We start from the raw sequence: 22,927 nt of genomic DNA on the forward strand, positions 1-22,927 counted from the left end.
GTCCGTCCGTTTCGGCGGCGCGTTCGTCGAGCCTTTCGTACGCGGTCGCGGGTGCCACCCGGTGGATGAGGCCGCTCGGACGCCGTCCTAGGCGTCTCGACCCGGGCGGTGGCCGGGACCGTACGGCAGGGCTTGTGAGTAGGTCTTGCCAGAGCTCAGACCTTGCGGACGGTGGCCATATGTAGACAGGCCGGTCAGCCTGTCACAAAGGACTCAACAACCGAGAGCAGGTACAGCATGACGGACAACGCGCGGGTTCAGAGGTTCAAGAACGCCGTCAATGCCGGTGATCTCCCGGAGGTTGTCAGGCTGAAGGAGGAGCCCGCTGGGGGACCTGCCGACGAGCAGATCGACGTCGTCCGCACCCCTGACGGCTTCGTCGCGGCGATGGGCGGCAAGGTAATCGTCGTCGAGTGATGCGTCGGGACCCCGGCGGTGGCAGCTCATGCGTGCCGGGGCCCTTCAGGAATCGGCACCCCACGAGATGTGGGGGTGCCTTTTCGTCATCTGGATTTCGGTGGCTCGCCGGGCGGTAGCGGAGTGGCGCGGCGGCCCCCGGCCGCCGCGCCACGAGTGGGGTGTTTCAGAAGGCCGGGGCTAGCTCGTACTGCAGGAGACGGTCGGCCAGGTGGTGCTGCCGTTCTTCTGGATGGTGACGCCCCAGTTGTTGCCGCTGCCGTTCGGCTTGGCGACGAGGGTCTGGGCGTCGGGGTAGTTGGCGGTGATGTTCCAGGTGGCCATCACTTTTTCGGGGGAGGGGACGTTCATGGTGACGGTCCAGTTGCTGGAGCCGGAGACCGCGACGTTGAGGTTGTAGCGGTCGCTCCAGGAGGTTCCGGCGGTCAGCGTCGCGGTGCATCCACCGGTGCCACCGCCACCGCCACCGCCTCCTCCACCTCCGCCGGAGCCGCCGCCGTCGGGGGCCACGGCGCGGCCGGTCTGCGGGGAGATCATGCCGGCGCACAGGCCCTTGCTCGCCAGCGTCTGCGCGATGCGCGGGATCGCGGCCAGCGTGTTGGCGGGCCACTCGTGCATGAGGATGATCTGACCGTTGGTGAGCCGGGCGTTGGCCTGCACGATCGCGTCGGTGCTGGCGCCGTTCCAGTCCTGCGAGTCGACGTCCCAGATGATCTGGGTCAGGCCGTACTTGGCCTCGACCGACTGCAGGGTGGAGTTCGTCTCACCGTACGGCGGGCGGAACAGCTTCGGCGTGCCGCCGCCCGCGCCGGCGATGGCCTGCTGGGTCCGGGAGATCTCCGAGTCGATCTGCGACTGGCTCTCCTGGATCAAATGCGGGTGGGTGTAGCTGTGGTTCCCGACCCACATGCCGGCGTTGACCTCGGCCTGGACCTGGGCCGGGTAGGCGGCCGCGTACTGGCCCTCGTTGAACATCGTGGCCCGCAGCCCGTTCTGCCGGAGCGCGTTGAGAATGGCCGGGGTGTGGTCGTTGGACGGGCCGTCGTCGAAGGTGAGCCCGACGTACCCGTTGCAGGTGGCGGCGTGCGCCGGGGCGGCGGTGCCGGTGACGGCACCGGTGCCCGCCACGGCCATCGCGGCGACGGCCAGTCCCGTCACCAGGGAACGTCCGGTCACCAGTGGTCTGATTCGCATCTCGGGGTGCCTCCTCTCCGCGTTGTTCGGGGCATCAGCTCGCGCTGCAGGAGACGGTCGGCCAGGTGGTGCTGCCGTTCTTTTGGATGGTGACGCCCCAGTTGTTGCCGCTTCCGTTCGGCGTGGCGACGAGGGTTTGGGCGTTGGGGTAGCTGGCGGTGATGTTCCAGGTGGACATGACCTTTTCGGGGGCGGGGACGTTCATGGTGACGGTCCAGTTGCTGGAGCCGGAGACGGAGACGTTAAGGTTGTAGCGGTCGCTCCAGGACTGGCCGGCCGACAGCGTCGCGGTGCACCCACCGGTGCCACCGCCGCCCCCACCGCCGCCCCCACCGCTGCCGGAGTCGCCGACGGTGATGTTGGAGTTGCCGCTGCTCTGGTACCCCTCGGTCGCGAGGATCATGTAGTAGTTGAAGCTGCCGAGGTTCATCCCGTAACGGGCCCACGCGTCGAAGTGGTTGCCGGTGGTGATGGTTCCGCCGGTCCGCTTCGACTGCCGGACGCTCCAGTACTGGTTGAAGGTCTTGGTGCCTTCGACGGAGGGGGCGTTGTAGCGGGTCGTCTCGTAGATGTCGTACGTGCCGCCGTCACTGGTGACGGTGCCCTTGTACGTCCCGGTGGGCCGGTAGCTGCCCCAGTTGTCGACGATGTAGTACTCGACGAGCGGGTTCGACGTCCACCCGTACAGGGACAGATAGGCGTTCCCGGACGGATTGAAGCTGCCGGAGTAGTTCACGGCCCGACGTCCGCCGTTGCTCCAGCCCTTGCCGGCGACGAAGTTGCCGACGTTGCTCCAAGAGGTGCTGTAGGAACCGCCGCCTTTCAGGGTCATTGAGCTCGACCCGCCGCCGTCGGTCCAGAACGAGTAGTAATAGCCACCGTCGTTGCCGGTCTGGTTCGAGGTGATGGTCGTGTCGGCGTGCGCGGTGCCGGGCAGGATCGCCGCGGCCACGGCCAGGGCCACGGCACAGGCCGCGCGGATGAGCGGCCTGGCGCGGCCGCGTCTGCGGGACTTCAGGTGGGCGAGAGCGTCGTTCATGTGTGATGCCTCCTCATGAACGCTGGCGGGTTGCCGATCGATGAGCGAGTATCCGCCCGGTGTTACGACGACGTCAACGATAGATTTCGAAAGCTTTCAGGTATCTGGTTGACCCTCTTCCATTGCCTAAGTCGCCTGACCTGGTTGGCCTGTGCGTCGGCGCCGAGCCGATCGTGTGAAAACGAGTGAAAGCCCGAGCTGGGCGGCGAGTTCCTCGAAACATTTCGAAACCGGGTCCGCTCTCAGCGATCAGCGAGCGGAAGGCGCGGATCGGGACGACAGGATTGGTCGTATGGAACTCGTCAAATTCGGACATGCCTGCGTTCGTCTCGAGAAGGACGGCCGGTCGCTCGTCATCGACCCCGGTGTGATGACCCCGGAGCCGGACGTCCTGACCGGCGCGGACGCCGTTCTCGTGACCCATGAGCACGTCGACCACCTCGACGCCGATCGCCTGCGGGCGGCCGTCGACCACAACCCGGAGCTCACCGTCCACACCTGCCCGGGCGTCGCCCGGCACCTGGCCGACCTCGGCGACCGGGTACAGGTCGTCCGGGACGGCGACGTGTTCTCGGCCGCCGGCTTCGAGGTGGCGGCCGCCGGGTGAGAGCATCACACTCGGCTGACGCGGCGGCGCTCAGTGCCCGGTGTGGGTGTCCGGGGTTGAGGTTCGTCTGGTGTCGCGCCGGGCGCGTGGCTGTGGTCCGGCTCTGTATCTACCGGGGGCAAGGCCGTATTCCCGCTTGAACGCGTTGGCGAAGGCGAACTCGGAGGTGTAGCCGACATGGTGGGCCACCGTGGCCAGGGGGGCGTCGGAGTCGCGGAGCAGGCGGGCGGCCGTGGTCAGCCGCCACCAGGTCAGGTAGCGCAGCGGTGGCCGGCCGACCAGCTCGGAGAACCGCCGCGCGAAGGCTGCTCGGGACAGACCGGCGCGCGCGCTGAGGTCTTCGACCGTCCACGGCCGTGCCGGGTCGCTGTGGATGCCGCTCAGGGCGGCCACGATCGCGGGGTCGTGCAGCGCCGCGGCCCAGCCCACGGCGGTACCGCTCGCGGATTGCTGGTCCAGCCAGCCCCGCAGCATTTGGACCAGCAGCGTGTCGAGCAGCGCGGGGATGTTGACGTCCGCCCCGGGGCGGCGTGTCTTCAATTCCGCGCCGAGCAGATCGATGGCGGCACGCAACGACGGATCGTGCCCGACCCGGGCCGGTAGGTGGACGACCTCCGGTAGTTCGTTGATCAGCGGGTGCGGCCGGGCCCGATCCAGCAGGTAGGCCCCGCAGAGTGTGACGGTCGAGGCACCAGGCCGGTCGGGCGAGGTCTGATCGTGCAGTCCGACGAGCGGAGTGAGGCGCGGGGCGGCGGGCGGCTCGGAGAACGGGTCGGCCATCTCGTGGGCGGTGCCATGCGGTAGGAACACCACGTCGCCCGCCCCGAGCACGATCGGCGGGCTTCCGTCGGCGACCAGGCGACAGATTCCTTGGAGGACTACGTGGAATCCGGCCCCTGCGAAGGACGGGTGGCGTACGGCCCAGGGACTGCGCCGTTCGGTGCGCGCGGAATGTGCCCGCCCGGTCCGCATAGCGGTGATCGCATCGCTCAGCACGTCCATCGGGGCAGCTTATCGATCCTCTTCCTGCGTAGACGCAGGCGTATGATCGGGGCCGTTTCGCGTATAGGTTCTCCTCCTCGGGCTCCCTACGGTGAGAGATGATCACTGAAGGGAAGGTCGAGATGAAGATCGTCGTATACGGGGCCAGCGGCTACACGGGCAGGCTGGTGGTGGCGGAACTTGCCCGGCGGGGTACCGGCGTGGTGCTGGCGGGGCGCGACCTCGCGCGGCTGCGCGCGGCGGCAGCCGGAGCCGGGGTGCCGGACGCGGAGGTCCGGGTGGCCCAGGCCGGGGACGCGGCCGCCTTCCACGGCTGTGATGTCGTGGTCAATTGCGCCGGGCCGTTCGTGGTGACCGGCGACGCCGTGGTGCGGGCCGCGATCGCCGCCGGTTGCCACTACGTGGACATCGCCGGCGAGCAGGTGCATATGAAGCGGACCTTCGATACCTTCGCCGGGCCCGCCCAGCAGGCCGGGGTGAGCGTGGTACCCGGCGTGAACGACGACGGCCTGCCTGGTGATCTGCTGGCTCATCTGGTCGCCGAGCAGACCGAGGCGGTGGAGGAGGTCGTCCTCGGCGTGCATCTGGCCCGCGGTGACGGGGCGCCCTCACGGGGAACCCTGCGCACCGCGTTCACCAACCTTGACACCTTCCGCAGCGGTGGCCTGGGATACGAGGACGGCCGATGGCACGATGACATCCCCACACGGCGCGTGTCGTTGGCCTTCCCCGGCGACGACCGGCCGGCCCCGGTGCGGAAGTTCCCGTTGCCCGGCGTCGTCACCGTGCCCCGACACGTGCCCGCCAGGCACGTGTCCGGCGTTGCCAAGGCCGAGGTGGTGGCCGCATTCTCCACGATCACTCCGGAACTGTTGGACGCCGTCCCGGAAGGGCCGGCCGAGGACCACCGCCGCGCGGGCAGATGGACTCTCGTGGTGGAGGCGGCCGGGCGCGAGGGTGACCGGGCGCGGGGGGTGGTTCAGGGCTCCGACATACAGGGGTCCACCGCGGTGATCGTGGTGGAGGCGGCTCACCGGCTGGCCGTGAACGGAGCCGTTCCCGGAGTCCTGGCCCCGGCGCAGGCGTTCGAGTCGGCCGACTTCCTGGACACCCTTGCCCCCCACGGCGTCACATGGGCAGTCGATTCGGTATGACGCGACCTGCTCGCAAGGCGCCGTGCCGCGGCCCGAGGCGTGGCTGAGCGGGCGCCATCGGCGTGGAAGGGGCGCGGGGCGGTGTTCACTGGTCGCCGGCCGGCGTCGACGTTGTCCGGCAGCCGGGTTCAGACCGTCCGTCAGGCGCGTGGTCGCCGGGCTGCTCGGCGGGGGAGGTGGACGTTGAGGTTGATCCAGAGGGCGTGGACGAAGCCGGCGAGCCAGACGATCAGTCCCAGTGCCATGCCGATCGCCGTCTGAGGCGTGTCGACGTCGGACTCCGGGCCGCTGCCGACGAGGATGAAGGCCAGCACCGCCAGCACGAGATAGGCCACCGCGGCGACGAGCCACGACGGTCGCCGGTGTCGGGCGGCGATGTAGCCGAACGACAGCCAGGTGCCCAAGCCGAACAGCAGCGTCGGCAGCATCCAGAGGCTGTGCGCCGCCTTCCAGCCGAGCCCGCGTGGGCCACCCGGCATCGGTGGGCCGGCGACGACTCGCGCGTCGGTTCTCGCCCATTCGCTCGCCGACCGCGGTCCGGTCGCGAGTGGAGCTCCGCCGGGAGCCGGGGTATGGCCTCTGGCGGGCCCGCCGCCGGGAGCCGTCATGGGCGGCACACCGCTCACCGGCCGCGCGGCGGCCGTCGGCCGGGGAGCGCCGACGAAAGGTCGATCGGCGGGAGCGGAGGGCGGGTCGAGAGGGCCGGCCAACCGGGCGAAGGCGCGGGAGTAGAGGTGGGCGCCGCTCCGCGACTCGTCCGCGGGGTCGATGTCGCCGAGCGGGCCCGGCGGTCCGACGTACGGCAGCAGGCGGTCGCACGTCTCCCGGGCGTCCGCGGGCCGCCTCCCGGGGTCCTTCTCCAGCAGTTGCCGGACCAGGGCGTCCAGCTCCGGAGGCAGGTCGTCGCGGCGCAGCGGAGGGGGAGCCTGTTCGAGCTGCAGATGCATCAGCTCGGCGGGCGAGGCGGCGTCGAACATCCGGTCACCGGCCAGCATCTCGTACAGGACGCACCCGAGCGCGTACAGGTCGGTGCGCGCCGTCGCCGGGCGGCCGTGCAACTGCTCGGGGGCCATGTACGCGGGCGTGCCGACGGGCTGCCCGGTCCGGGTGATCCGGGAGAGCACGGAGTGGTCGACCAGCCCGGCCACGCCGAAGTCGAGCACCTTGACGGCGCCGTCGCCGGTGAGCATGACGTTCTGCGGTTTGACGTCCCGGTGGACGAGGCCGCCTTGGTGAGCGGCGGCCAGCACCGCCGCGACCTGCGCCGCGATCCCGGCCGCCCAGGGAACCGGGAGCGGTCCCTCCTCGGCCATGAGGTCGCCGAGCGTACGGCCCGTGATCAGCTCGAGGACGAGGAACAGCCCGCCGTCGTACGTGCCGGCGTCGTACACCGTGGGAACGCCGGGGGTCCGCAGCCCGGCCGTGACGGAGGACTCGCGGGCGAACCGGCGGGCGAGCTCGTCCGGGTGGGTGTGCCCGGCCAGGGCGTCGTCGGTGAGCAGCTTCACGGCCACCGGGCGTCGCAGTTGCCGGTCCTCGCCCTCCCAGACCTCGCCCATGCCGCCGCGGCCGAGCGGGCTCAGCAGTTCGTAGCGCCCGGCCAGCACCGTGTGCCGCCCCACCGTTCCGTCCCCTCGCCGTGCCGATCGACGCCCGAACCCTACGGGTGCCCGAAGGAGTGGGTGTCGTCGGGGGGCGCGAGGGTGCCCTCCGCCACCCCGTCGGCCAGGAGCTGCGCCAGTTCGGTGCCCATGGCGACCGTGGAGCGCAGGGCCGACTCGAACTCCGCCATCCGGCGGAACGCGGCGCCGTACCGGCGCTGGTCCTCCAGCGGCAGCCGGGGCACCTGCGCGCGCCGGATGTCGGCGCGGCCGATCGTCCCGGTGGACTGGACGATGGACGCGCGGGCGTTGGCCGAACTGCGCAGCACCCCCGCGATGAAGTACGGGTCCAGGTGCCGGGGGTCGACGCGGAGGAGGCTCAGCTGCGGTCCGAGCAGGGGCCCGTCGGTCTCGGCGACCCGTACGACGAAACGCCGGGCGACCGCGGCGACCAGGACGTCGCCTGCCTGGATGGGGACCCAGCGGCCGTCGCCCCGAGCGGCCCGGCCCGTCGGGGCGCGGCCCTCGACGACGTCCTCGGCGGTGAGCAGGGGCGGGTCGCCGTCGCCGCCGTCCTCGGTGTCCCCGCGCATCGGCGCCTGGTGGATCGTCAGGTGCCCGATCCGGGCGAGCTCGGCCAGCGGGACCGAGCGGGACTCCCGGCGCCCCGCCGCGGGGGGCAGCGCCGGTACGAGGCCGCCGGCCTTGTCGAGCGTCACGGCCAGCCGGTCGTGGGTCTCGGTGAAGCGTTCCGCGGTGCGTTCGGACCGGGCCGGTGAGACGTGACGGGACGGCGTGAGATCGACCTCCTCGTCCAGGAGGTCGATGACGGGGACGGCCCGGCTGACGCCGGGTTCGTCGTGGCCGGGGTCGTCCGCATGCCGCCACCAGGTGGTGACGACCGTGTCCTGGTCCGCGCTGTCGATCATCAGGACGGTCGCCGGCGGGGCACCCTCGGGACGCCGCAGCATCCAGAGGTGATGGGTCGCGGACAGCCCGACCACGGCGCGCAGCGCGCCCTTGCGGAGCAGTTCGGCGCGGATGCGGCGGCCCGAACGGCGCCCGGCCGCGATGGCGGGCATGAGGACCACGGCTCGCCCGTCCGGGGCGAGATGCGCGAGCGCGTGCTGCACCCACGCCAGCTCCGGCTCCAGGCGCGGCGGCAGGCCGTACTCCCAGCGCGGGTCCGTCCTGAGCTCCTCGTGGCCCCACGCGCGCTCGTGGAAGGGCGGGTCGCACAGCACGGCGTCGGCCAGGACCCCGGGGAACGCGTCCTGGCGCAGAGAGTCGCCCTCCCGGATGCCGGGGTCCGCGCCGAGCAGGGTGAGCCGGACGGCGGCCAGCCGGGTGACGTCCCCGTCCGCGTCCTGGCCGAGGAGACGGCGCGGGTCGCGGGGGTCGCCGAGCACGGCGAGGAGGAGGTCGCCGGTGCCGCACGCCGGGTCCAGGACGGTACGGGCGTCGCCGGCGAGCGCGGCCATCAGCCCGGAAATCTCCAAGGGAGTGGTCGAGACGCGGCGGGCCTGCGTCTCCCGGTAGCGGGTGAACAGGAACTCGAACGCCTGAACGGCGCCCCGGGCGTCGGCGAGCTCGGCGACCGCCTGGGCCGTCTCGGCGCTCAGCGGCTCAGGAGCGTGCCCGGGTCGAGGTGCTCCGGCCGCGCGTCGCCGCAGGAGGAGTTCGCCGGCGTCCGCCACGACCTCGGCGACGCGCAGATCGTCGTGGGCCTCGGCCCGCAGCCGCTGCCAGACCCGCTCCTCCAGGGGAAGCTCGTCGAGTTTGCGCTGGTCCCGCAGCCATGCCTCGACGTCGGCGAGCGCGAAGACCGGGCTGGTCGGCGTGCCTCCGACGGGTTGGGGGAAGTCGGGATGCCGGCGGCGCCAGTTGCTCACGGCCGCCCGGCCGACACCCGCCAGCCGGGCGATGTCCGCGGCGCTGACGGTTGCCTCGTCCTGCACGGTGCGTCGTTCCCTTCACGGTGCTGCACGCGACCCCGCGTCCCGGCTGCTTCATGGTCACGTTACCGCCCCATGATCGAACAGTCGACCACAACCGTCTCAGTTGTTAATTGGATTCACATGTGCTTTCCTTGGCGATCACCGGAACCACCGAGCTCCGGGTGAGCATGATCAACTAATCCCAGCCTTGGAGACCGGAGATGAAGATCCTCCCTGCCCGTCGCGTCCGGGTCGGCGCCGTCCTCGCCGTGGCCTCGGCCGCCGTCCTCGCGGCCGGCGGCTGTCAGAGCGGCGGCGGGAAGGACGGCTCGGCCGGGGCCCCCAAGACCGCCTCGTCCGCATCGGGGGCGTCGAAGTCGCTGACGGGCACCACCCTGAAGTCCCTTCTGCTGCCCGCGCGGGCGATGCCGAAGGGCTTCCACCTCAGCCCCGACGGCTCGCGGGACACCGGCGACGGCGGCGTGCAGGTCTCCAACACCCCCGTTCCGGCCGCGAAGGCCTGCGAGGTGCTCGGCCAGACCTCCTGGATCCGGGTCACGAACATCAACAGCGCGGCGTTCGCACAGAACGACTACGGCGACGCGGCGCAGACCCAGGAGATCGCGCAGGAGATCGACACCTACCACGGCGGCGACGCCCAGCAGGCGATGGCGAAGCTGCGCAAGGTGTTCGCCCACTGCGCGTCGTTCGTCGACCGGTCGAGCAGCCCGGCGGCCAAGGTCAGGGTGAAGAGCGTCGTGGTGCACGGCGTGGGCGACGAGGCCGTCAAGGCGATCGAGACGTCCCCCACCTGGCAGGGTGGCATGACCCTGGCCGCCGTCCGGGTCGGCGACACGATCGTGACCACGTTCTACAGCTCCAGCCACGCGGACAAGGGCGCCGCCGCGCTCACCATGGCCGAGAAGATGGCCAAGAAGGTCCAGTCCGCAACCTGACAGCGCTGAAGTCGTGCGCTGAAGGTGCGACGAATGATCCCTGGCGTCTGCGGTCTTCTAGGAACAGCGCACGCCAGGGATCTGTGATTTCGGGTCGCGAGCGTCGGTGGGGACGCTCGCTGAGGCGAATCGCGGTGAGATGTAGCGGTGAGTCACACGTTTCCGCTGTTGCCGGCCCTCGCCGTGATCTTCGCCGGTGTCCTGCACGCCACCTGGAACGCGCTCGCCAAGGCGGCGACCGACCGGTACGCCGGGTTCGCGCTGATCGGGATCGCGCAGGCGGGCGCGGGCCTGCTGATGCTGTCCCTGGCCGCCGCGCCCGCGCGGGCCTCCTGGCCGTGGATCGCGACCTCGGTCGTCCTGCACGCGATCTACACCTGGCTGCTCGCGCGCTCGTACGAGCTCGGCGACTTTAACCAGGTCTACCCCCTCGCGCGCGGCACCGGGCCGCTGATCGTCGCGTTCGTCGCCGCCACCGCCCTCGGTGAGCACCTCAGCCTGACGCAGCTCGTCGGAGTGGCGGCGATCTGCGGCGGGCTGGGCGCGCTGGCGTTCACCGGGGGAGCGTCGGCGCGGCAGTGGCGCGCCATCGGCGCGGCGGTGCTGACGGGCGTCTCGATCGCGGGGTACACGCTGGTCGACGGAGTGGGCGTACGGCACGCGGGCACGGCGGTCGGCTACAGCGGCTGGCTGTTCTTCGGCATGGGGCCCGTCGTCGTGGCGTGGGTGGCCGTGGCGCGCGGCCGGTCGGTGTGGCCGGCGGTACGGGCGCAGTGGCGGCTCGGGCTGCCCGGCGGGCTGATCTCGGTGCTGGGGTACGGGATCGTCGTGTGGGCGCAGACGCGCGGCGCGCTCGCGGCGGTGGCGGCCCTGCGCGAGACCGGTGTGATCACCGGCGCGATCATCGGCGCCGTCTTCTTCAACGAGCGGATGGGCCTGCCGCGGCTGGCGGCCGCGGGCGTCGTCGTCGCAGGCGTCGCACTGATCAACGTGCGCTGAGCGGTCGCGGTTTCGTGCGGTCAACGTGCGCTGAGCGGTCGCGGTTTCGTGCGGTCAACGTGCGGTGAGGCCGGTGGGATCGGCCGATCCGGTTGCGGTCCCCCATGGCTAGCCGTTATCTATATAGCTAACCATTAGAGGTGATCACTCGTGCAGGACGTCGTGCTGGCACTGCTGGCCAAGGAGCCCTCCCACGGCTACGAGCTGCGGGCCCGGCTCCAGGAGGCCCTCGGCCCGGTCGGGGACGCGCTCAACGCCGGTCAGGTCTACGTCACCCTCACCCGGCTGGAGAAGGCCGGCCTGGTCACGGCCGAGCACGTCGGCCAGACGCACCGGCCGGACCGGAAGGTGTACGCGCTGACGGCCGAGGGCCGTGACCGCGTCGACGCCTGGCTCAGGGATCTGACCTGGGGAAAGCCGAGTGAGTTCCATCTGAAGCTGGTCGCCGCCGCGGCGGCCCGGCTGGCCGACCCGGTGGACCTCGTGGAGGCCCAGCGCGGGGAGTTGCTGCGCCGGCTGGCCGAGGTCCAGCGCGCCGCCCTGAACGAGCCGGACGGCTCGGCGGCGGCGCTGCTCATCGAGGGCGTCACCCTGCGGCTGGAGGCCGACCTGCGCTGGCTCGACGCCTGCGCCCGGTACTGGGAGCGGAAGGGCTGACCATGGTGATACTGCGGGCTCACGGGTTGCGCAAGGAGTACGGCAGCGGACCGGGACTGGTCCGCGCGGTCGACCACGTCGACCTGGACGTGGCGGCGGGCGAGACCGTGGCCGTCGTGGGGCCGAGCGGTTGCGGCAAGTCGACGCTGCTGCACCTGCTCGGCGGCCTCGAACGGCCGACGGGCGGGGAGCTGTGGCTGGCCGACCGGCGGATCGACCGGATGTCGGAGACCGAGCTCGCCCGCCTGCGCCGGCACGCGCTCGGGTTCGTGTTCCAGGGGTTCGAACTCGTCGACGAGCTCACCGCCCAGGAGAACGTCGAACTGCCCGCCCTGCTGGCCGGCGTGAGTCCCCGCGTCGCGCGGCGGCGTGCCGCCGAACTGTTGGAGCGGGTCGGACTGGCCGACCGCGCGACGCATCTGCCCGCGGCGTTGTCCGGCGGGCAGCGGCAGCGGGTCGCCGTCGCCCGCGCCCTGATCGGCCGGCCGCGGATCGTGCTGGCCGACGAGCCCACCGGCAACCTCGACAGCGCCGCGACCACCGAGGTGCTCCGGCTGTTCGCCGCCCTGCGGGCCGAGGGCCAGACCCTGCTGATGGTCACGCACGACTCGCGGGTCGCGGCGACGGCGGACCGCGTGATCACCATGCGGGACGGCGCGCTCGTCGGCCGGACCGACCTCGCCGGCGCGGGCGGCGGCCTCGGGTCCTTCGCGGGACTGGAGGGCGCATGAGCGCAGCGCCTCTGGTCTCTCCCCCGACGAAGGAGGGCGCATGAGCGAGCGGAGCGAGCGAATCATGAGCGCAGCGCCTCTGGTCACTCCCCCGACGAAGGAGGGCGCATGAGCGTGCTCGTACTGGTGGCCCGGCTGGCCCTGCGGGACCTGCGCCGCCGGCGGGCCGAGGCGCTGATCCTGCTGATCGCGCTCACGGCGACCACGACGACGCTCGCCCTCGGCCGTACGGTCGGGGGCGCCGCCGACCGGCCCTGGGAGCGCACCCGCGCGGCCACGGCCGGGCCAGACGCCGTGGCGACGGCCGAGCGCGTGGCGGACCTCGCCGCGCTCGCGCACGCGCCCGGCGTCGCCGCATCGGCCGGGCCGTACGCCATGGTGTCCGTCGACGACCTGCGCGTCCGGGACATCCGCGTCGCCGCCGTCGTCCAGGGACGCGACACCGCCGGAGGGCCCGTCGACCGGCCGCGCGTCACCGCGGGGACGTGGGCGCGCCGTGGCGGGGTCGTCGTCGAGCGCGCCTTCGCGACCGCCCTGAAGGTACGGCCTGGCGACGAACTGACGATCGCGGGCCGCCGCCTGACCGTCACGGGCATCGCCGTGACGGCCGGCCGGGTGCCCTACCCCTCCAGCACGCCCGGCCTGGTCTGGGCCACCCGGGCCGACCTTCGCCGACTCGGCCGGCCGGTGACCTCCCAGGTGATGCCGCTCCGCCTCGCGAACCCGGCCGCGGCCCCCGCGTTCGCCGCCGCCCACCGGGGCGTCCGCACCTGGCAGGACATGGGTTCGTACGCGACCGCCGAACTGCATCTCGTCGACCAGGCGCTCATGACCGGGACCTGGGCGCTCGCCCTGCTCGCCGTGGCATGCGTCACCGTCCTCGTGGGCGGCCGCCTCGCCGACCAGACTCGGCGGGTCGGCCTGCTCAAGGCGGTCGGGGCGACGCCCCGGACCGTCGCCGCCGGGCTGCTCGCCGAGTACGTCGTGCTGGCCGTGGCCGCCTCCGCGGTCGGAGTGATCGCCGGCTGGGCGGCCGCCCCGCTGCTGGCGCGGCCGAGCGCGGGACTCATCGGGGGCGGCCGCCCCGGCCTGACGTTCGGGACGGTCGCCCTGGTCCTGGCCGTCGCGGTGGTGGTCACCGGGGCGGCGACCGTGGTCCCCGCCGTCCGCGGGACCAGGATGAGCACCGTGCGCGCCCTGTCCGGCCGGGCGCGCCCGCCCCGGCGTTCGGCGCGGCTCATCCGGCTGTCCGCCCGGCTCCCGGTGCCGCTGCTGCTCGGCCTGCGGCTGGCGGCCCGGCGGCCACGCCGGGCCGCGCTCGCGCTGACCAGCCTCGCGGTCACCGCCGCGATGGTGGTCGCGGCGATCGCCCTGCACGGCGACATCGCCCGTAAGGACGCCAGGACCACCGGCCTGATGTTCGTACCGGGCGCGGAGAACCCGGTGACCCGGCAGGTGAACCAGGTGGTGATCACCATGACGCTCGCGCTCCTGGTCCTCGCGGCGGTCAACGCCGTCCTCATCGCGTGGGCCGGCTCGATCGACGCCCGGCGGCCGAGCGCGCTCGCCCGCGCCCTCGGCGCGACGCCGCGCCAGGTGACGGCCGGGCTGTCGGCGGCGCAGTTGTTCCCGGCGGCGCTGGCCGGCGCGCTGGGAATCCCGCTGGGGCTGGTCGTCTACGCCGGTGCCCGGGCCGCCGCGGGCGCTCCGGGCGGCGAGGCGATCCCGTACGCCTGGCTGCCCGCCGTTATCCCCGGGACGATCGCCGCGGTCGCCCTGATCACCGCCCTGCCGGCCCGCCTGGCCGGCCGCCGCCCGGTCGCCGAGGCCCTGCGCGCCGAGTGAGCACACCGGGATTCCGGGTGGCCGGAACCCGGCGGGACGGCTGACGGCCACGGGCCTCTGGAACGAGTCAGGGGCCCGTGCCGGGGGCCGTCCGCCGAGCCCGCCCCCCCTTCCGCGCAGGTTTCGGCGACGTGGCGGGGGAACCGGGGGAAGATGGCCAAATTTGGATACTTCCTGTCATGCGAAGAGCACTCACCGAAGGAGCTGGTCCGGCAGGCGAAGCTGGCCGAGCAGGCTGGCTTCGAGGCTTTGTGGATCTCCGACCACTACCATCCGTGGCTCGATGAGCAGGGGGAGAGCCCGTTCGTCTGGTCGGTCATCGGCGCGCTGGCCCAGGTGACCTCGCTGCCGATCACGACGGCGGTGACCTGCCCGCTGGTCCGTACGCCGCCGGCGATCGTCGCGCAGGCCGCCGCGACCAGCGCCGCCCTCACCGACGGCCGGTTCGTGCTGGGCGTGGGCACCGGGGAGGCGCTGAACGAGCACATCGTCGAGTCGCGCTGGCCCCCGGCCGAGGAACGCCGGGAGATGCTGGAAGAGGCCGTCGAGGTGATGCGCCGCCTGTGGACCGGGAAGCTCGTCAGCCACCACGGGCGGTACTACAACGTCGACACGGCCCGGCTCTACACCCTCCCGGAGGAGCCGCCGCCGATCTACATGTCCGGTTTCGGGAACAAGGCGGCGACTCTGGCGGGCCGGATCGCCGACGGGTTCATCTGCACCATGCCCGACCGGGACCTGCTGGAGGTCTTCCGCTCGGCCGGGGGCGAGGGCAAACCGGCTCAGGGCGGGCTGAAGGTCTGTTGGGGCCGGGACGCCGCGAGCGCGCGCAAGACCGCGCACCGGCTGTGGCCGAACGAGCAGCTGCCCGGTGAGGCCGCCCAGCTGCTGCCGCTGCCACGGCACTTCGAACAGCTGTCGCAGCTCATCACCGAGGAGATGATCGGGCAGAACGTGCCCTGCGGCCCGGACGCGGAGCGGCACATCCGGGCGATCCGCGAGTACGTCGACGCCGGCTACGACGAGGTCTACGTCAACCAGATCGGCCCCGACCAGGACGAGTTCTTCTCCTTCTACGCCGAACAGGTGCTGCCCGAACTCGTCTGAGCGCGCCGGGAAGCCGCACGATCTCCCTGGTGAGAGGTGTGAGGCGGACCCTAGGGGTAGGGGGCCCGAGAAGGAGGGATTGAGCGTATGACGCACCATGTCACGTACGTCGGGGTGCTCGGGATCGTCGGGATCGTACTGATCGTGCTTGTCCTCATCGTATGGATCGCCATGACGGTCCGCGCGGCGCGGAATCCGACGCAGAGCGGCGCCCGTGGCGCGGGCACCAAGCGCGGCGACAACACCGGAGGCGTGATCCACGGCAGTCCCGCTCAGCAGAACCGCCGCGACGAGGCCCCTCGCCAGGACTGACCCCGTTCTCGGACCACCGCCGGGACGTACGACGGGCCCGGTGGTCTCAGGCCGCCGGGAAACGACGAGGCCGGTGCGTCTCCCGCACCGGCCTCGTCCCGCCTGCCTCCGTACCTCTGGTCGGTTGTTCGGTCAGCCTCCGTACCCTGCTCAGAGGTTCGGCTCGGCGGCGCTCACGTCGGCCAGGGCCGACTGCTCGTGCTTCCGTCGTACCCGACGGGCAGGTCTCAAACGGCGTTCGCCCCGATCTCACGTCCCGGTGGCACGCGCGGCGGTCTCGACGCCGAGTTCGGCCGCGAACCAGTCGAGGGTCCGGCGCAGGCCCACGTCGCGCGGCACGGCGGGCCGCCAGTCGAGGCGTTCGCGGGCCAGGGTGGTGTCGGGGCGGCGCACGCCGGGATCGTCGACGGGCCGGTCGACGAACACGATCGGCGAGTCGGATCCGGCCAGCTCACGGATGGTCTCCGCGAGTTCCAGGACGGTCATCTCCTCCGGGTTGCCGATGTTGACCGGCCCGGGGAGGTCGCTGAGGGCCAGCGCGAGGATGCCCGTGACCGTGTCGTCGACGTAGCAGATCGACCGGGTCTGGCTGCCGTCCCCGGCGACCGTGAGCGGTTCTCCCAGCAGGGCCTGGCGAATGAACGTCGGGATCGCGCGGCCGTCGTGCGGGCGCATCCGCGGCCCGTATGTGTTGAAGATCCGGACGATGCCGGTGCTCACGTCGCGGCTGTTGCGGTACGCGGTGGTCAACGCCTCGCCGTAGCGTTTCGCCTCGTCGTACACGCTGCGCGGGCCGACCGGGTTCACGTTGCCCCAATAGTCCTCGCGCTGTGGGTGCTGCAACGGATCCCCGTACACCTCGCTGGTGGAGGCCAGGACGAACCGCGCGCCCTTCTCCCGGGCCAGGCCGAGCGCGTGCAGCGTGCCGAGCCCGCCGACCTTGAGCGTCTCCAGCGGGAGCTTCAGGTAGTCGATGGGGGAGGCCGCCGACGCGAGGTGCAGGACGAGGTCGACGTCGCCGGGGACGTGCACGAATCCGGTGACGTCGCACTCGATGAGCCGGAATCCCGGACGGCCCATCAGGTGGGCGACGTTCTGCGGGGAGCCGGTCAGGAAGTTGTCCATGCAGATGACCGACGTGCCCTGCGCGAGCAGGCGTTCGCAGACGTGCGAGCCGAGGAATCCCGCCCCGCCGGTGACCACCGCGCGTTCCGTCATCGGGTCTCACCTCCGAGAGTGCTCGCCGTCTCGCGGACCCGCGCGACCAGACGGCTCGTCGAACGACCATCGAGATAGGGCAGGAGGACGACCTCTCCGCCATGGCGGCGGACGACGTCCGCCTCCACCAGGTCATCGCCCGAGTAGTCGGCGCCCTTGACCCACACGTCGGGGCCCAGGCGTTCCAGCAGCTCGACGGGCGTCAGCTCGTCGAAGACCGCGACCGCGTCGACGCACTCGAGCGCCGTCAGGACCCGGGCGCGGTCGCTCGCCGGCACCACCGGACGGTCGGGTCCCTTCAGCGCTCGTACGGACGCGTCCGAGTTGATGCAGACCACCAGACAGTCGCCGAGGCGCCGGGCCTCGCGCAGCATGCTGACGTGGCCGGCGTGCAGCAGGTCGAAGCACCCTCCGGTCGCCACCACGCGGCCGCCGCGCTCGCGGACCCGCCGGACGACCTCCCAGGGATCGCCGTCGGCCGGCGCCATGGGCGACTCGGCCGCGGCCGGGCCGGTGCCGGTTCCGGAGACGGCCGCGGCCCCACCGGCGGCCACGAACTCGCTCGCGTACCGGACCGCCTCCGTCACCGCCTCGGTGACCAGGCCGCCCGCACGCAGCACGTGCGCGGCGGCGGCCGCGAAGCAGTCGCCGGCGCCGCAGGTGTCGGCCCGGTCGGTGATCCCGGTCTCCGGGGCGGGCGCGACGAACGGCACGCCGTCGCCGACCGACAGCAGGGCGCCGCGGTCGCCGAGGGTCACGGCGACACCGCCGACCCGCCAGCGTGCCACCAGCGTGGCGGCGTCCCTGGCGGCCTGGGCGAACGCCCCGTCGCCGGCGGTCGGCTCGTCGCCCGCGAAGGCGCGGGCCTCGGCGCGGCTCGGCGTCACCAGACGGGTACGGGGCAGCGGTGCGGCACCGAGCGGATGCGGGTCCCACACGATCGGCGTGCCACCGGACAGGCCCGCCAGCAGCCGCCGCACCTCGGGGTGGGCGGTGACGCCGCGCCCGTAGTCGGAGACGAGGACCGCGCCGGCCCGCTCGAGCACGATCGCCATCCGCGGGTCGACCGGTCCATCGGCCGCCCGCCCGTCGCCCGCGTCGAGCCGGACGAGCGACTGACCTGCGGCGCGGACCCGGATTTTGCTGGGCGTGGTGCCCCGCATCGGCAGGGGAACGATCTCGACGTGCCGGGCGAGGAGGTCGCGGACGCGCCGTCCGCACCGGTCGTCGCCGAGCGCGGTGATCATGACGACGTCGCGTCCGGCCAGGCGGGCCGCCAGGGTGGCGGCCAGCCCGGCGCCGCCCGCGCGGTGGTGCTCGCGCCGGCAGTCCACGACGGGAACGGGGGCGTCCGGTGTCAGCCGTTCGGCGGATCCCTCGAGGTCGACGTCGAGCAGGACGTCGCCGATGACGACCAGCGGACCGCCCCTCATACGGCCTCCTCGGCTTCGCGCTCCAGGCCGAGTACGCGGCGGGCGCCGTCGGCGGTGTCGCGGGCCACCGCCCCGCCGTCGTTACCGCACACCACCGCGTCCACCGCGGCGCACAGCATGTGGATGGCGGCGAGGTGCACCTCCTGGACGGTGGCGGTCGACGGCGCCTCCACGGTGATCGCCTCGGCGCAGACCCCCGCGAGGGGGTTCGGCCCGGGGCCGGTGAGCGCCCAGGCGCGCACGCCGACCTCGGCGGCGGCCCTGGCGGCGGCGATGACGTTGCGGCTGCTGCCGCTGGTGGACAGGCAGACCAGCACGTCGCCGGGCCGGCCGTGCGCCCGGACCTGCCGGGCGAACATCTCCTCGGCGCCGTAGTCGTTGCCGATCGCGGTCAGCGCCGAGACGTCGGTGTGCAGCGGGATCGCCGCGAACGGCCGCCGCTCGGTCTGGTAGCGGCCGACGAGCTCGGCGGTCAGGTGCTGGGCCTGTTCGGCGCTGCCGCCGTTGCCGCAGGCGAGCAGCCGTCCACCGTCCTCCAGGACGGCGGCCAGCCGCCGTCCCCAGCTCTCGAGACGGGGGGTCTGGGCCTGGAACCGCCGCAGCGCCCCTTCGAGCGCGGTGAGATGTGCATCGATCATGGCCGTGCTCCTTCCGCGAAGGCCAGCCGTTCCCGCGCCGTCTCGATCGCGCGCTCGTAGACGGCCTCGGTCTCGGCCGCGACCCGGTCCCATGGGTAGCGGCCGTGGGCGTGCTCGGCCGCCGCGCGGCCCAGAGAACGCCGGAGGGCGGCGTCGCCCAGCAGCCGGCGCAGGCTCGCGGCCAGGCCGTCCGGCCGCCGGGGCGGCACGTGCAGTCCGGTGACGCCGTCGACGACGGTGTCGAGGTGGCCGCCCACCGCCGAGGCGACGACGGGCACGCCGCAGGCCATCGCCTCGATAGGGACGATGCCGAACGGCTCGTACCAGGGGACGGAGACGACGACGTCCGCCGAGCGGATGAGCGCCGGGATCTCGTCGTGCGTGACCTGGCCCAGGAAGGCGACGCGGTCGGCCACGCCCCGCTCCGCCGCCAGGCCCATCAACCGGCGCCCCTCCCGGTCGTCGCCCAGTTTGGAGCGTTCCGGTCCGCCCGCGATGAGCAGTTCCGCGTCCGGGACCCGGCACACCGCCTCGATGAGGGTGTCCACGCCCTTGCGGGGGACCAGCCGGCCGATCGTCAGGATGCGGGGCCGGTCCCCGGCGTGTTCGGCCACGGTCCCCTCCGGGCGGAAGCGCCCGGTGTCGACCCCGCAGGGCACGACGAAGACGCGCTCCGGCGGCACGCCGTACGCGCCGAGTTCCCGCACCTCGTCGGTGCAGGTCGCGACCACCGCGGTGGCCTCGCGACCGACCTGGCCCTCCAGGCGCACCCGGCCGGGCGGGCTGGTATCGGCGGCCCGCTGGTAGCGGCGCTTGACCCGGCCGAGGGCGTGGAACGTCTGCACCACCGGCACGCCGTGCTCCCGGGCGCCGCCGAGGGCGGCGAGCCCGCTCATCCAGAAGTGGGCGTGCACGATGTCGGGCGGTCTGCTCAGCCATCGCCGGGCCAGGTGCGCCGCGAAGTCGGCCATGTACGGCAGCAGGTCGTCCTTGGGAATCGGCCGTGGCGGGCCCGCCGGTACGTGTTCGACCGTCACCCCGGGCGCGAACGACACCGAGTCCGGCAGGCCGGCGTCGTCGCGGCGGGTGTGAACGACGACCTCGTGGCCGCGCTCCGCCAGTGCCACGGCGAGCGCGCCCACGTGGACGTTCTGGCCCCCGGCATCCGCGCCACCCAGCGTCGCGAGTGGACTGGCGTGCTCCGAGACCATGTCGATGTTCAAGAGTCACTCCTTTATCAACGGGCCATACCGACGCAGTTGCCAGGCAGAGTCGTCTCAAACACTGACTAATTTCGCCAAAGTCGTGATCGGCGCGCTATGCGCCTATTCCGCCCAGTTCGTGTCAAGTCCTGAGACGCCTTATGCCACTGCGGAAGTGTGCCGCGAGCTGGCCCGGAGCCGCGTCCGGGACGGCCCGGAGGGCCAGTTACTCGCACCCGGAAGCCTTAACAAATCATTACCGTCCGGACGCCTATTCGGGAGGCCCCCGGTCATGGAACTGACAAGCGGTGTTTGCCGCCCGGCCCCCAGGGCACTGACCTGCGGGAACGAATGCGTATGAGGGGGACTCAGTGCGCGTGCTCGGCATCAACGCCGTCTTCCACGACCCCGCGGCCGCGCTCGTCGTCGACGGGCGCGTGGTGGCCGCCGCCGAGGAGGAGCGGTTCAGCCGCCGCAAGCACGGCAAGCGGCCCGTGCCCTTCTCCGCGTGGGAGCAGCCGGTGGAGGCGGCCCGATGGTGCCTGCGGCAGGCGGGCCTGACGCCCGGACAGGTCGACCTGGTCGGCTACTCCTACGACCCGTCGCTCGTGCTCCCGCCCGAGGAGATGGGCATCGACGACGCCTGGGACCATCTGCGCACGACGTACGCGAAGGAGGCGCCGGGCTTCCTCGCCGACGCGCTGCCGGGCCTGGACCGGGACAAGGTCCGGTTCGTTCCGCACCACGTCGCCCACGCGGCCTCCGGCGGGCTCGCGGTGTCCACCGCCGAGCCGCGCAGCGTCCTCGTGTGCGACGGGCGCGGCGAGCGGGCCTCCCACCTGGCGGGCCGGTACGACGGCGGGCGGCTGGACGTGCTGGCCGGGCAGCGGCTCCCGCACTCGCTCGGCCTGATGTACGAGGCGCTCACCGCCCACCTGGGCTTCCTGCGTTCTTCCGACGAGTACAAGGTCATGGCGCTCGCGTCGTACGGCAAGCCGCGCTTCCTCGACCAGTTGCGCGCCGCCGTCCGGGCCACCGACGACGGCGGCTTCGTCACCGAGCGGATCGACTGGGCGGAGCTGGCGCCGCGCCGGCGCTCCGACGAGGACTGGACGGGCGCGCACGCCGACCTGGCCGCCAGCGTGCAGCGCCGCCTGGAGGAGGTGCTGCTCGACCTCGCGCGCTGGCTGCACGAGCGCACCGGCGACCGGATCCTCACCATGGCCGGCGGCACCGCGCTGAACTGCGTCGCCAACACCGTGCTGCACCGGGAGGGCCCGTTCGAGGAGGTCTGGGTGCAGCCCGCCGCCGGCGACGCGGGCACCGCCCTCGGCGCCGCCCTGCACGTGGCCGCCACCGAGGGCGAGCCCTTGGAGCCCATGCCCGGCGCGGACCTCGGCCGTGGGTTCACCGACCAGGAGATCGAGCGGGCGCTGCGCACCGCCCGGCTGCCGTACGAGCGGCCCGCCGACCTGGCCGAAGCGGTCGCGGAGGCCCTCGCCGACGACGGCGTCGTCGCCTGGTTCCAGGGCCGGGCCGAGTACGGCCCGCGCGCCCTCGGGCACCGCTCGCTGCTCGCCCATCCGGGCCGCAAGGCCAACCTCGAACGCCTCAACGACGTCAAGGGCCGTGAGCAGTTCCGGCCGGTCGCCCCGATGGTGCTGCTGGAGCGCGCCCCCGAGATCTTCGCGCGGGGCCCGATCCCCAGCCCGTACATGCTCTTCGTGCATGACGTCGCGCCGCAGTGGCAGGACCGCATCCCGGCGGTCGTGCACGTGGACGGCACGGCGCGCGTGCAGACCGTCGACCCGGCCGGGGAACCCCTCGTCGCCTCGCTGCTGACCGCCTTCGAGCGGCGCACGGGCCTGCCCGTGCTGGTCAACACGAGTCTCAACACCGCCGGGCGGCCGATGGTCGACGACATCAAGGACGTCCTGGAGTGCTTCGGCGCCACCCCGATCGACCTGCTCGCCATCGGCCCGTTCGTCGTGAGGCGACCGTGAGCGCCGACCTGGATGACCCGGCGGAGACCCGCGCCGCGAGCGCGGGCGAGGAGACCGGCGTGACGTACGCCGTCGTGATCCCCACGCTCGTACGGCCCTGCCTGGACGCCTGCCTCGAGGCCCTCACCGCGGCGTCCGGGCCGCTCCCCGCGGAGATCGTCCTGGTCGACGACCGGCGCTCCGCCGAGGGAGGCACGCCGATCAGGGTCCCCGAGCCGCTGCAGCCCCGGACGCGGGTCGTCGCCGCCGGCGGCCGGGGGCCGGCCGCGGCCCGCAACCTCGGCTGGCGGCGGACGTCCGCCCCGTGGGTCGTGTTCCTGGACGACGACGTACGGGTCGGGCCGGACTGGCGGTCCCGCCTCGTCGCCGACCTCGCGGAGCGGCCCGCGTGCGTCGGCGGCGTGCAGGGCCGGATCCGGGTGCCGCTGCCCGAGGGCCGTCGCCCGACCGACTGGGAGCGGGGGACCGCGGGGCTGGCCGAGGCCCGGTGGATCACCGCGGACCTGGCCTACCGCCGCGAGGCCCTCGTGGAGTGCGGCGGCTTCGACGAGCGGTTCCCCCGCGCGTTCCGGGAGGACGCGGACCTCGCGCTGCGCGTCCTCCAGGCCGGCTGGCTGCTGGAACGCGGCGAGCGCGCCACCACGCATCCCGTGCGCCCGGCGTCGCCGTGGATCAGCGTCCGCACCCAGGCGGGCAACGCCGACGACGCGCTGATGCGCGCCCTGCACGGCCCGGACTGGTACGAGCGCGCCGGGGAGACGGCCGGGCGGCGCACCCGGCACCTGGCGATCACCGCCGGGCTGCTCGCGGCGGTGGGCTGGGCGGCGTCCGGGCGCGGGCGCCTCGCGGTGGGCGCGGCGGCCGGCGCCTCGCCG

General features: G+C 72.9%; 21 protein-coding genes. 12 read left to right on the forward strand and 9 right to left on the reverse strand.

All coding sequences use genetic code 11. The features are described from left to right. Nucleotides 1-237 precede the first annotated feature (237 nt). The gene (locus ABD978_RS14490) at nucleotides 238-417 is read left to right on the forward strand and encodes a hypothetical protein (protein ID WP_345353860.1); all 180 of its coding nucleotides are present in this window, start codon (nucleotides 238-240) and stop codon (nucleotides 415-417) included. 180 nt (nucleotides 418-597) lie between these two features. On the opposite strand, the gene ABD978_RS14495 is transcribed toward ABD978_RS14490, so the two are convergent. Both ABD978_RS14495 and ABD978_RS14500 read right to left on the reverse strand, forming a co-directional pair. After that, nucleotides 598-1,611: a polysaccharide deacetylase family protein gene (locus tag ABD978_RS14495; RefSeq protein WP_345353861.1), complete on the reverse strand. Its 1,014-nt coding sequence runs from the start codon at nucleotides 1,609-1,611 to the stop codon at nucleotides 598-600. Between the two features lie 34 nt (nucleotides 1,612-1,645). Beyond that, nucleotides 1,646-2,650, reverse strand: a complete 1,005-nt coding sequence (locus tag ABD978_RS14500) for a glycoside hydrolase family 11 protein (protein ID WP_345353862.1) — start codon at nucleotides 2,648-2,650, stop codon at nucleotides 1,646-1,648. A 292-nt stretch (nucleotides 2,651-2,942) separates the two neighbouring features. On the opposite strand from ABD978_RS14500, the gene ABD978_RS14505 reads away from it, so the two are divergent. Further along, a complete protein-coding gene (locus ABD978_RS14505; RefSeq protein ID WP_345353863.1) occupies nucleotides 2,943-3,257 on the forward strand; it encodes an MBL fold metallo-hydrolase in 315 nt (104 codons plus the stop codon). Nucleotides 3,258-3,287: 30 nt separating this feature from the next. Here the strand turns inward: ABD978_RS14505 and ABD978_RS14510 are convergent, their stop codons facing one another. Next, complete coding sequence (locus ABD978_RS14510; RefSeq protein ID WP_345353864.1) at nucleotides 3,288-4,259, reverse strand: AraC family transcriptional regulator; 972 nt, start codon at nucleotides 4,257-4,259, stop codon at nucleotides 3,288-3,290. A 122-nt stretch (nucleotides 4,260-4,381) separates the two neighbouring features. On the opposite strand from ABD978_RS14510, the gene ABD978_RS14515 reads away from it, so the two are divergent. Beyond that, nucleotides 4,382-5,413, forward strand: coding sequence for a saccharopine dehydrogenase family protein (locus ABD978_RS14515; RefSeq protein ID WP_345353865.1), 1,032 nt, complete (start codon nucleotides 4,382-4,384; stop codon nucleotides 5,411-5,413). Between the two features lie 140 nt (nucleotides 5,414-5,553). Here the strand turns inward: ABD978_RS14515 and ABD978_RS14520 are convergent, their stop codons facing one another. Together ABD978_RS14520 and ABD978_RS14525 are read right to left on the reverse strand one after the other, a co-directional pair. Beyond that, complete coding sequence (locus ABD978_RS14520; protein WP_345353866.1) at nucleotides 5,554-7,035, reverse strand: serine/threonine-protein kinase; 1,482 nt, start codon at nucleotides 7,033-7,035, stop codon at nucleotides 5,554-5,556. 38 nt (nucleotides 7,036-7,073) lie between these two features. Next, complete coding sequence (locus ABD978_RS14525) at nucleotides 7,074-8,972, reverse strand: N-6 DNA methylase (RefSeq protein WP_345353867.1); 1,899 nt, start codon at nucleotides 8,970-8,972, stop codon at nucleotides 7,074-7,076. 200 nt (nucleotides 8,973-9,172) lie between these two features. Here ABD978_RS14525 and ABD978_RS14530 point away from each other — a divergent pair, with 200 nt between their 5' ends. The 7 genes from ABD978_RS14530 to ABD978_RS14560 all read left to right on the forward strand — a co-directional run bounded on the left by ABD978_RS14530 (nucleotide 9,173) and on the right by ABD978_RS14560 (nucleotide 15,558). Then, nucleotides 9,173-9,907: a hypothetical protein gene (locus ABD978_RS14530; RefSeq protein WP_345353868.1), complete on the forward strand. Its 735-nt coding sequence runs from the start codon at nucleotides 9,173-9,175 to the stop codon at nucleotides 9,905-9,907. A 147-nt stretch (nucleotides 9,908-10,054) separates the two neighbouring features. Then, the gene (locus ABD978_RS14535) at nucleotides 10,055-10,906 is read left to right on the forward strand and encodes an EamA family transporter (protein ID WP_345353869.1); all 852 of its coding nucleotides are present in this window, start codon (nucleotides 10,055-10,057) and stop codon (nucleotides 10,904-10,906) included. A gap of 150 nt (nucleotides 10,907-11,056) precedes the next feature. Beyond that, entirely contained in the window at nucleotides 11,057-11,563 is a 507-nt protein-coding gene (locus ABD978_RS14540; protein WP_345353870.1) for a PadR family transcriptional regulator, read from the forward strand. 2 nt (nucleotides 11,564-11,565) lie between these two features. Then, nucleotides 11,566-12,294 (forward strand): ABC transporter ATP-binding protein, encoded by a 729-nt coding sequence (locus ABD978_RS14545; RefSeq protein WP_345353871.1) that lies wholly within the window; start codon nucleotides 11,566-11,568, stop codon nucleotides 12,292-12,294. A gap of 108 nt (nucleotides 12,295-12,402) precedes the next feature. Further along, nucleotides 12,403-14,139, forward strand: coding sequence for an FtsX-like permease family protein (locus tag ABD978_RS14550; RefSeq protein WP_345353872.1), 1,737 nt, complete (start codon nucleotides 12,403-12,405; stop codon nucleotides 14,137-14,139). A 153-nt stretch (nucleotides 14,140-14,292) separates the two neighbouring features. Then, nucleotides 14,293-15,246 (forward strand): LLM class F420-dependent oxidoreductase, encoded by a 954-nt coding sequence (locus tag ABD978_RS14555; protein WP_345353873.1) that lies wholly within the window; start codon nucleotides 14,293-14,295, stop codon nucleotides 15,244-15,246. 87 nt (nucleotides 15,247-15,333) lie between these two features. After that, complete coding sequence (locus ABD978_RS14560; protein ID WP_345353874.1) at nucleotides 15,334-15,558, forward strand: hypothetical protein; 225 nt, start codon at nucleotides 15,334-15,336, stop codon at nucleotides 15,556-15,558. Nucleotides 15,559-15,807: 249 nt separating this feature from the next. On the opposite strand, the gene ABD978_RS14565 is transcribed toward ABD978_RS14560, so the two are convergent. Genes ABD978_RS14565 through ABD978_RS14580 form a run of 4 tightly spaced genes read right to left on the reverse strand, consistent with a single transcriptional unit; the run spans nucleotide 15,808 to nucleotide 20,070 of the window. Then, entirely contained in the window at nucleotides 15,808-16,776 is a 969-nt protein-coding gene (locus tag ABD978_RS14565; RefSeq protein ID WP_345353875.1) for a UDP-glucuronic acid decarboxylase family protein, read from the reverse strand. Beyond that, nucleotides 16,773-18,209 carry a D-glycero-beta-D-manno-heptose 1-phosphate adenylyltransferase gene (rfaE2, locus tag ABD978_RS14570; RefSeq protein WP_345353876.1) on the reverse strand — a complete coding sequence of 479 codons (1,437 nt, stop codon included), beginning with the start codon at nucleotides 18,207-18,209 and terminating at the stop codon, nucleotides 16,773-16,775. Before rfaE2 ends, ABD978_RS14565 begins: the two co-directional genes overlap by 4 nt. After that, nucleotides 18,206-18,847, reverse strand: a complete 642-nt coding sequence (locus tag ABD978_RS14575; RefSeq protein ID WP_345353877.1) for a D-sedoheptulose-7-phosphate isomerase — start codon at nucleotides 18,845-18,847, stop codon at nucleotides 18,206-18,208. Before ABD978_RS14575 ends, rfaE2 begins: the two co-directional genes overlap by 4 nt. Then, the gene (locus ABD978_RS14580) at nucleotides 18,844-20,070 is read right to left on the reverse strand and encodes a glycosyltransferase (RefSeq protein WP_345353878.1); all 1,227 of its coding nucleotides are present in this window, start codon (nucleotides 20,068-20,070) and stop codon (nucleotides 18,844-18,846) included. The genes ABD978_RS14575 and ABD978_RS14580 overlap by 4 nt, the downstream gene beginning before the upstream one ends. Nucleotides 20,071-20,420: 350 nt before the next feature. Between ABD978_RS14580 and ABD978_RS14585 the strand changes: the two genes are divergently transcribed. After that, on the forward strand, nucleotides 20,421-22,052 hold the full coding sequence (locus tag ABD978_RS14585) for a carbamoyltransferase family protein (protein ID WP_345353879.1): 1,632 nt from the start codon (nucleotides 20,421-20,423) through the stop codon (nucleotides 22,050-22,052). Beyond that, the coding region (locus tag ABD978_RS14590; RefSeq protein ID WP_345353880.1) for a glycosyltransferase family 2 protein at nucleotides 22,049-22,927 on the forward strand (879 nt) is incomplete at its 3' end. The genes ABD978_RS14585 and ABD978_RS14590, both read left to right, overlap by 4 nt.

Source organism: Actinoallomurus liliacearum (assembly GCF_039542035.1).
Taxonomy (GTDB): Bacteria; Actinomycetota; Actinomycetes; order Streptosporangiales; family Streptosporangiaceae; genus Actinoallomurus; species Actinoallomurus liliacearum.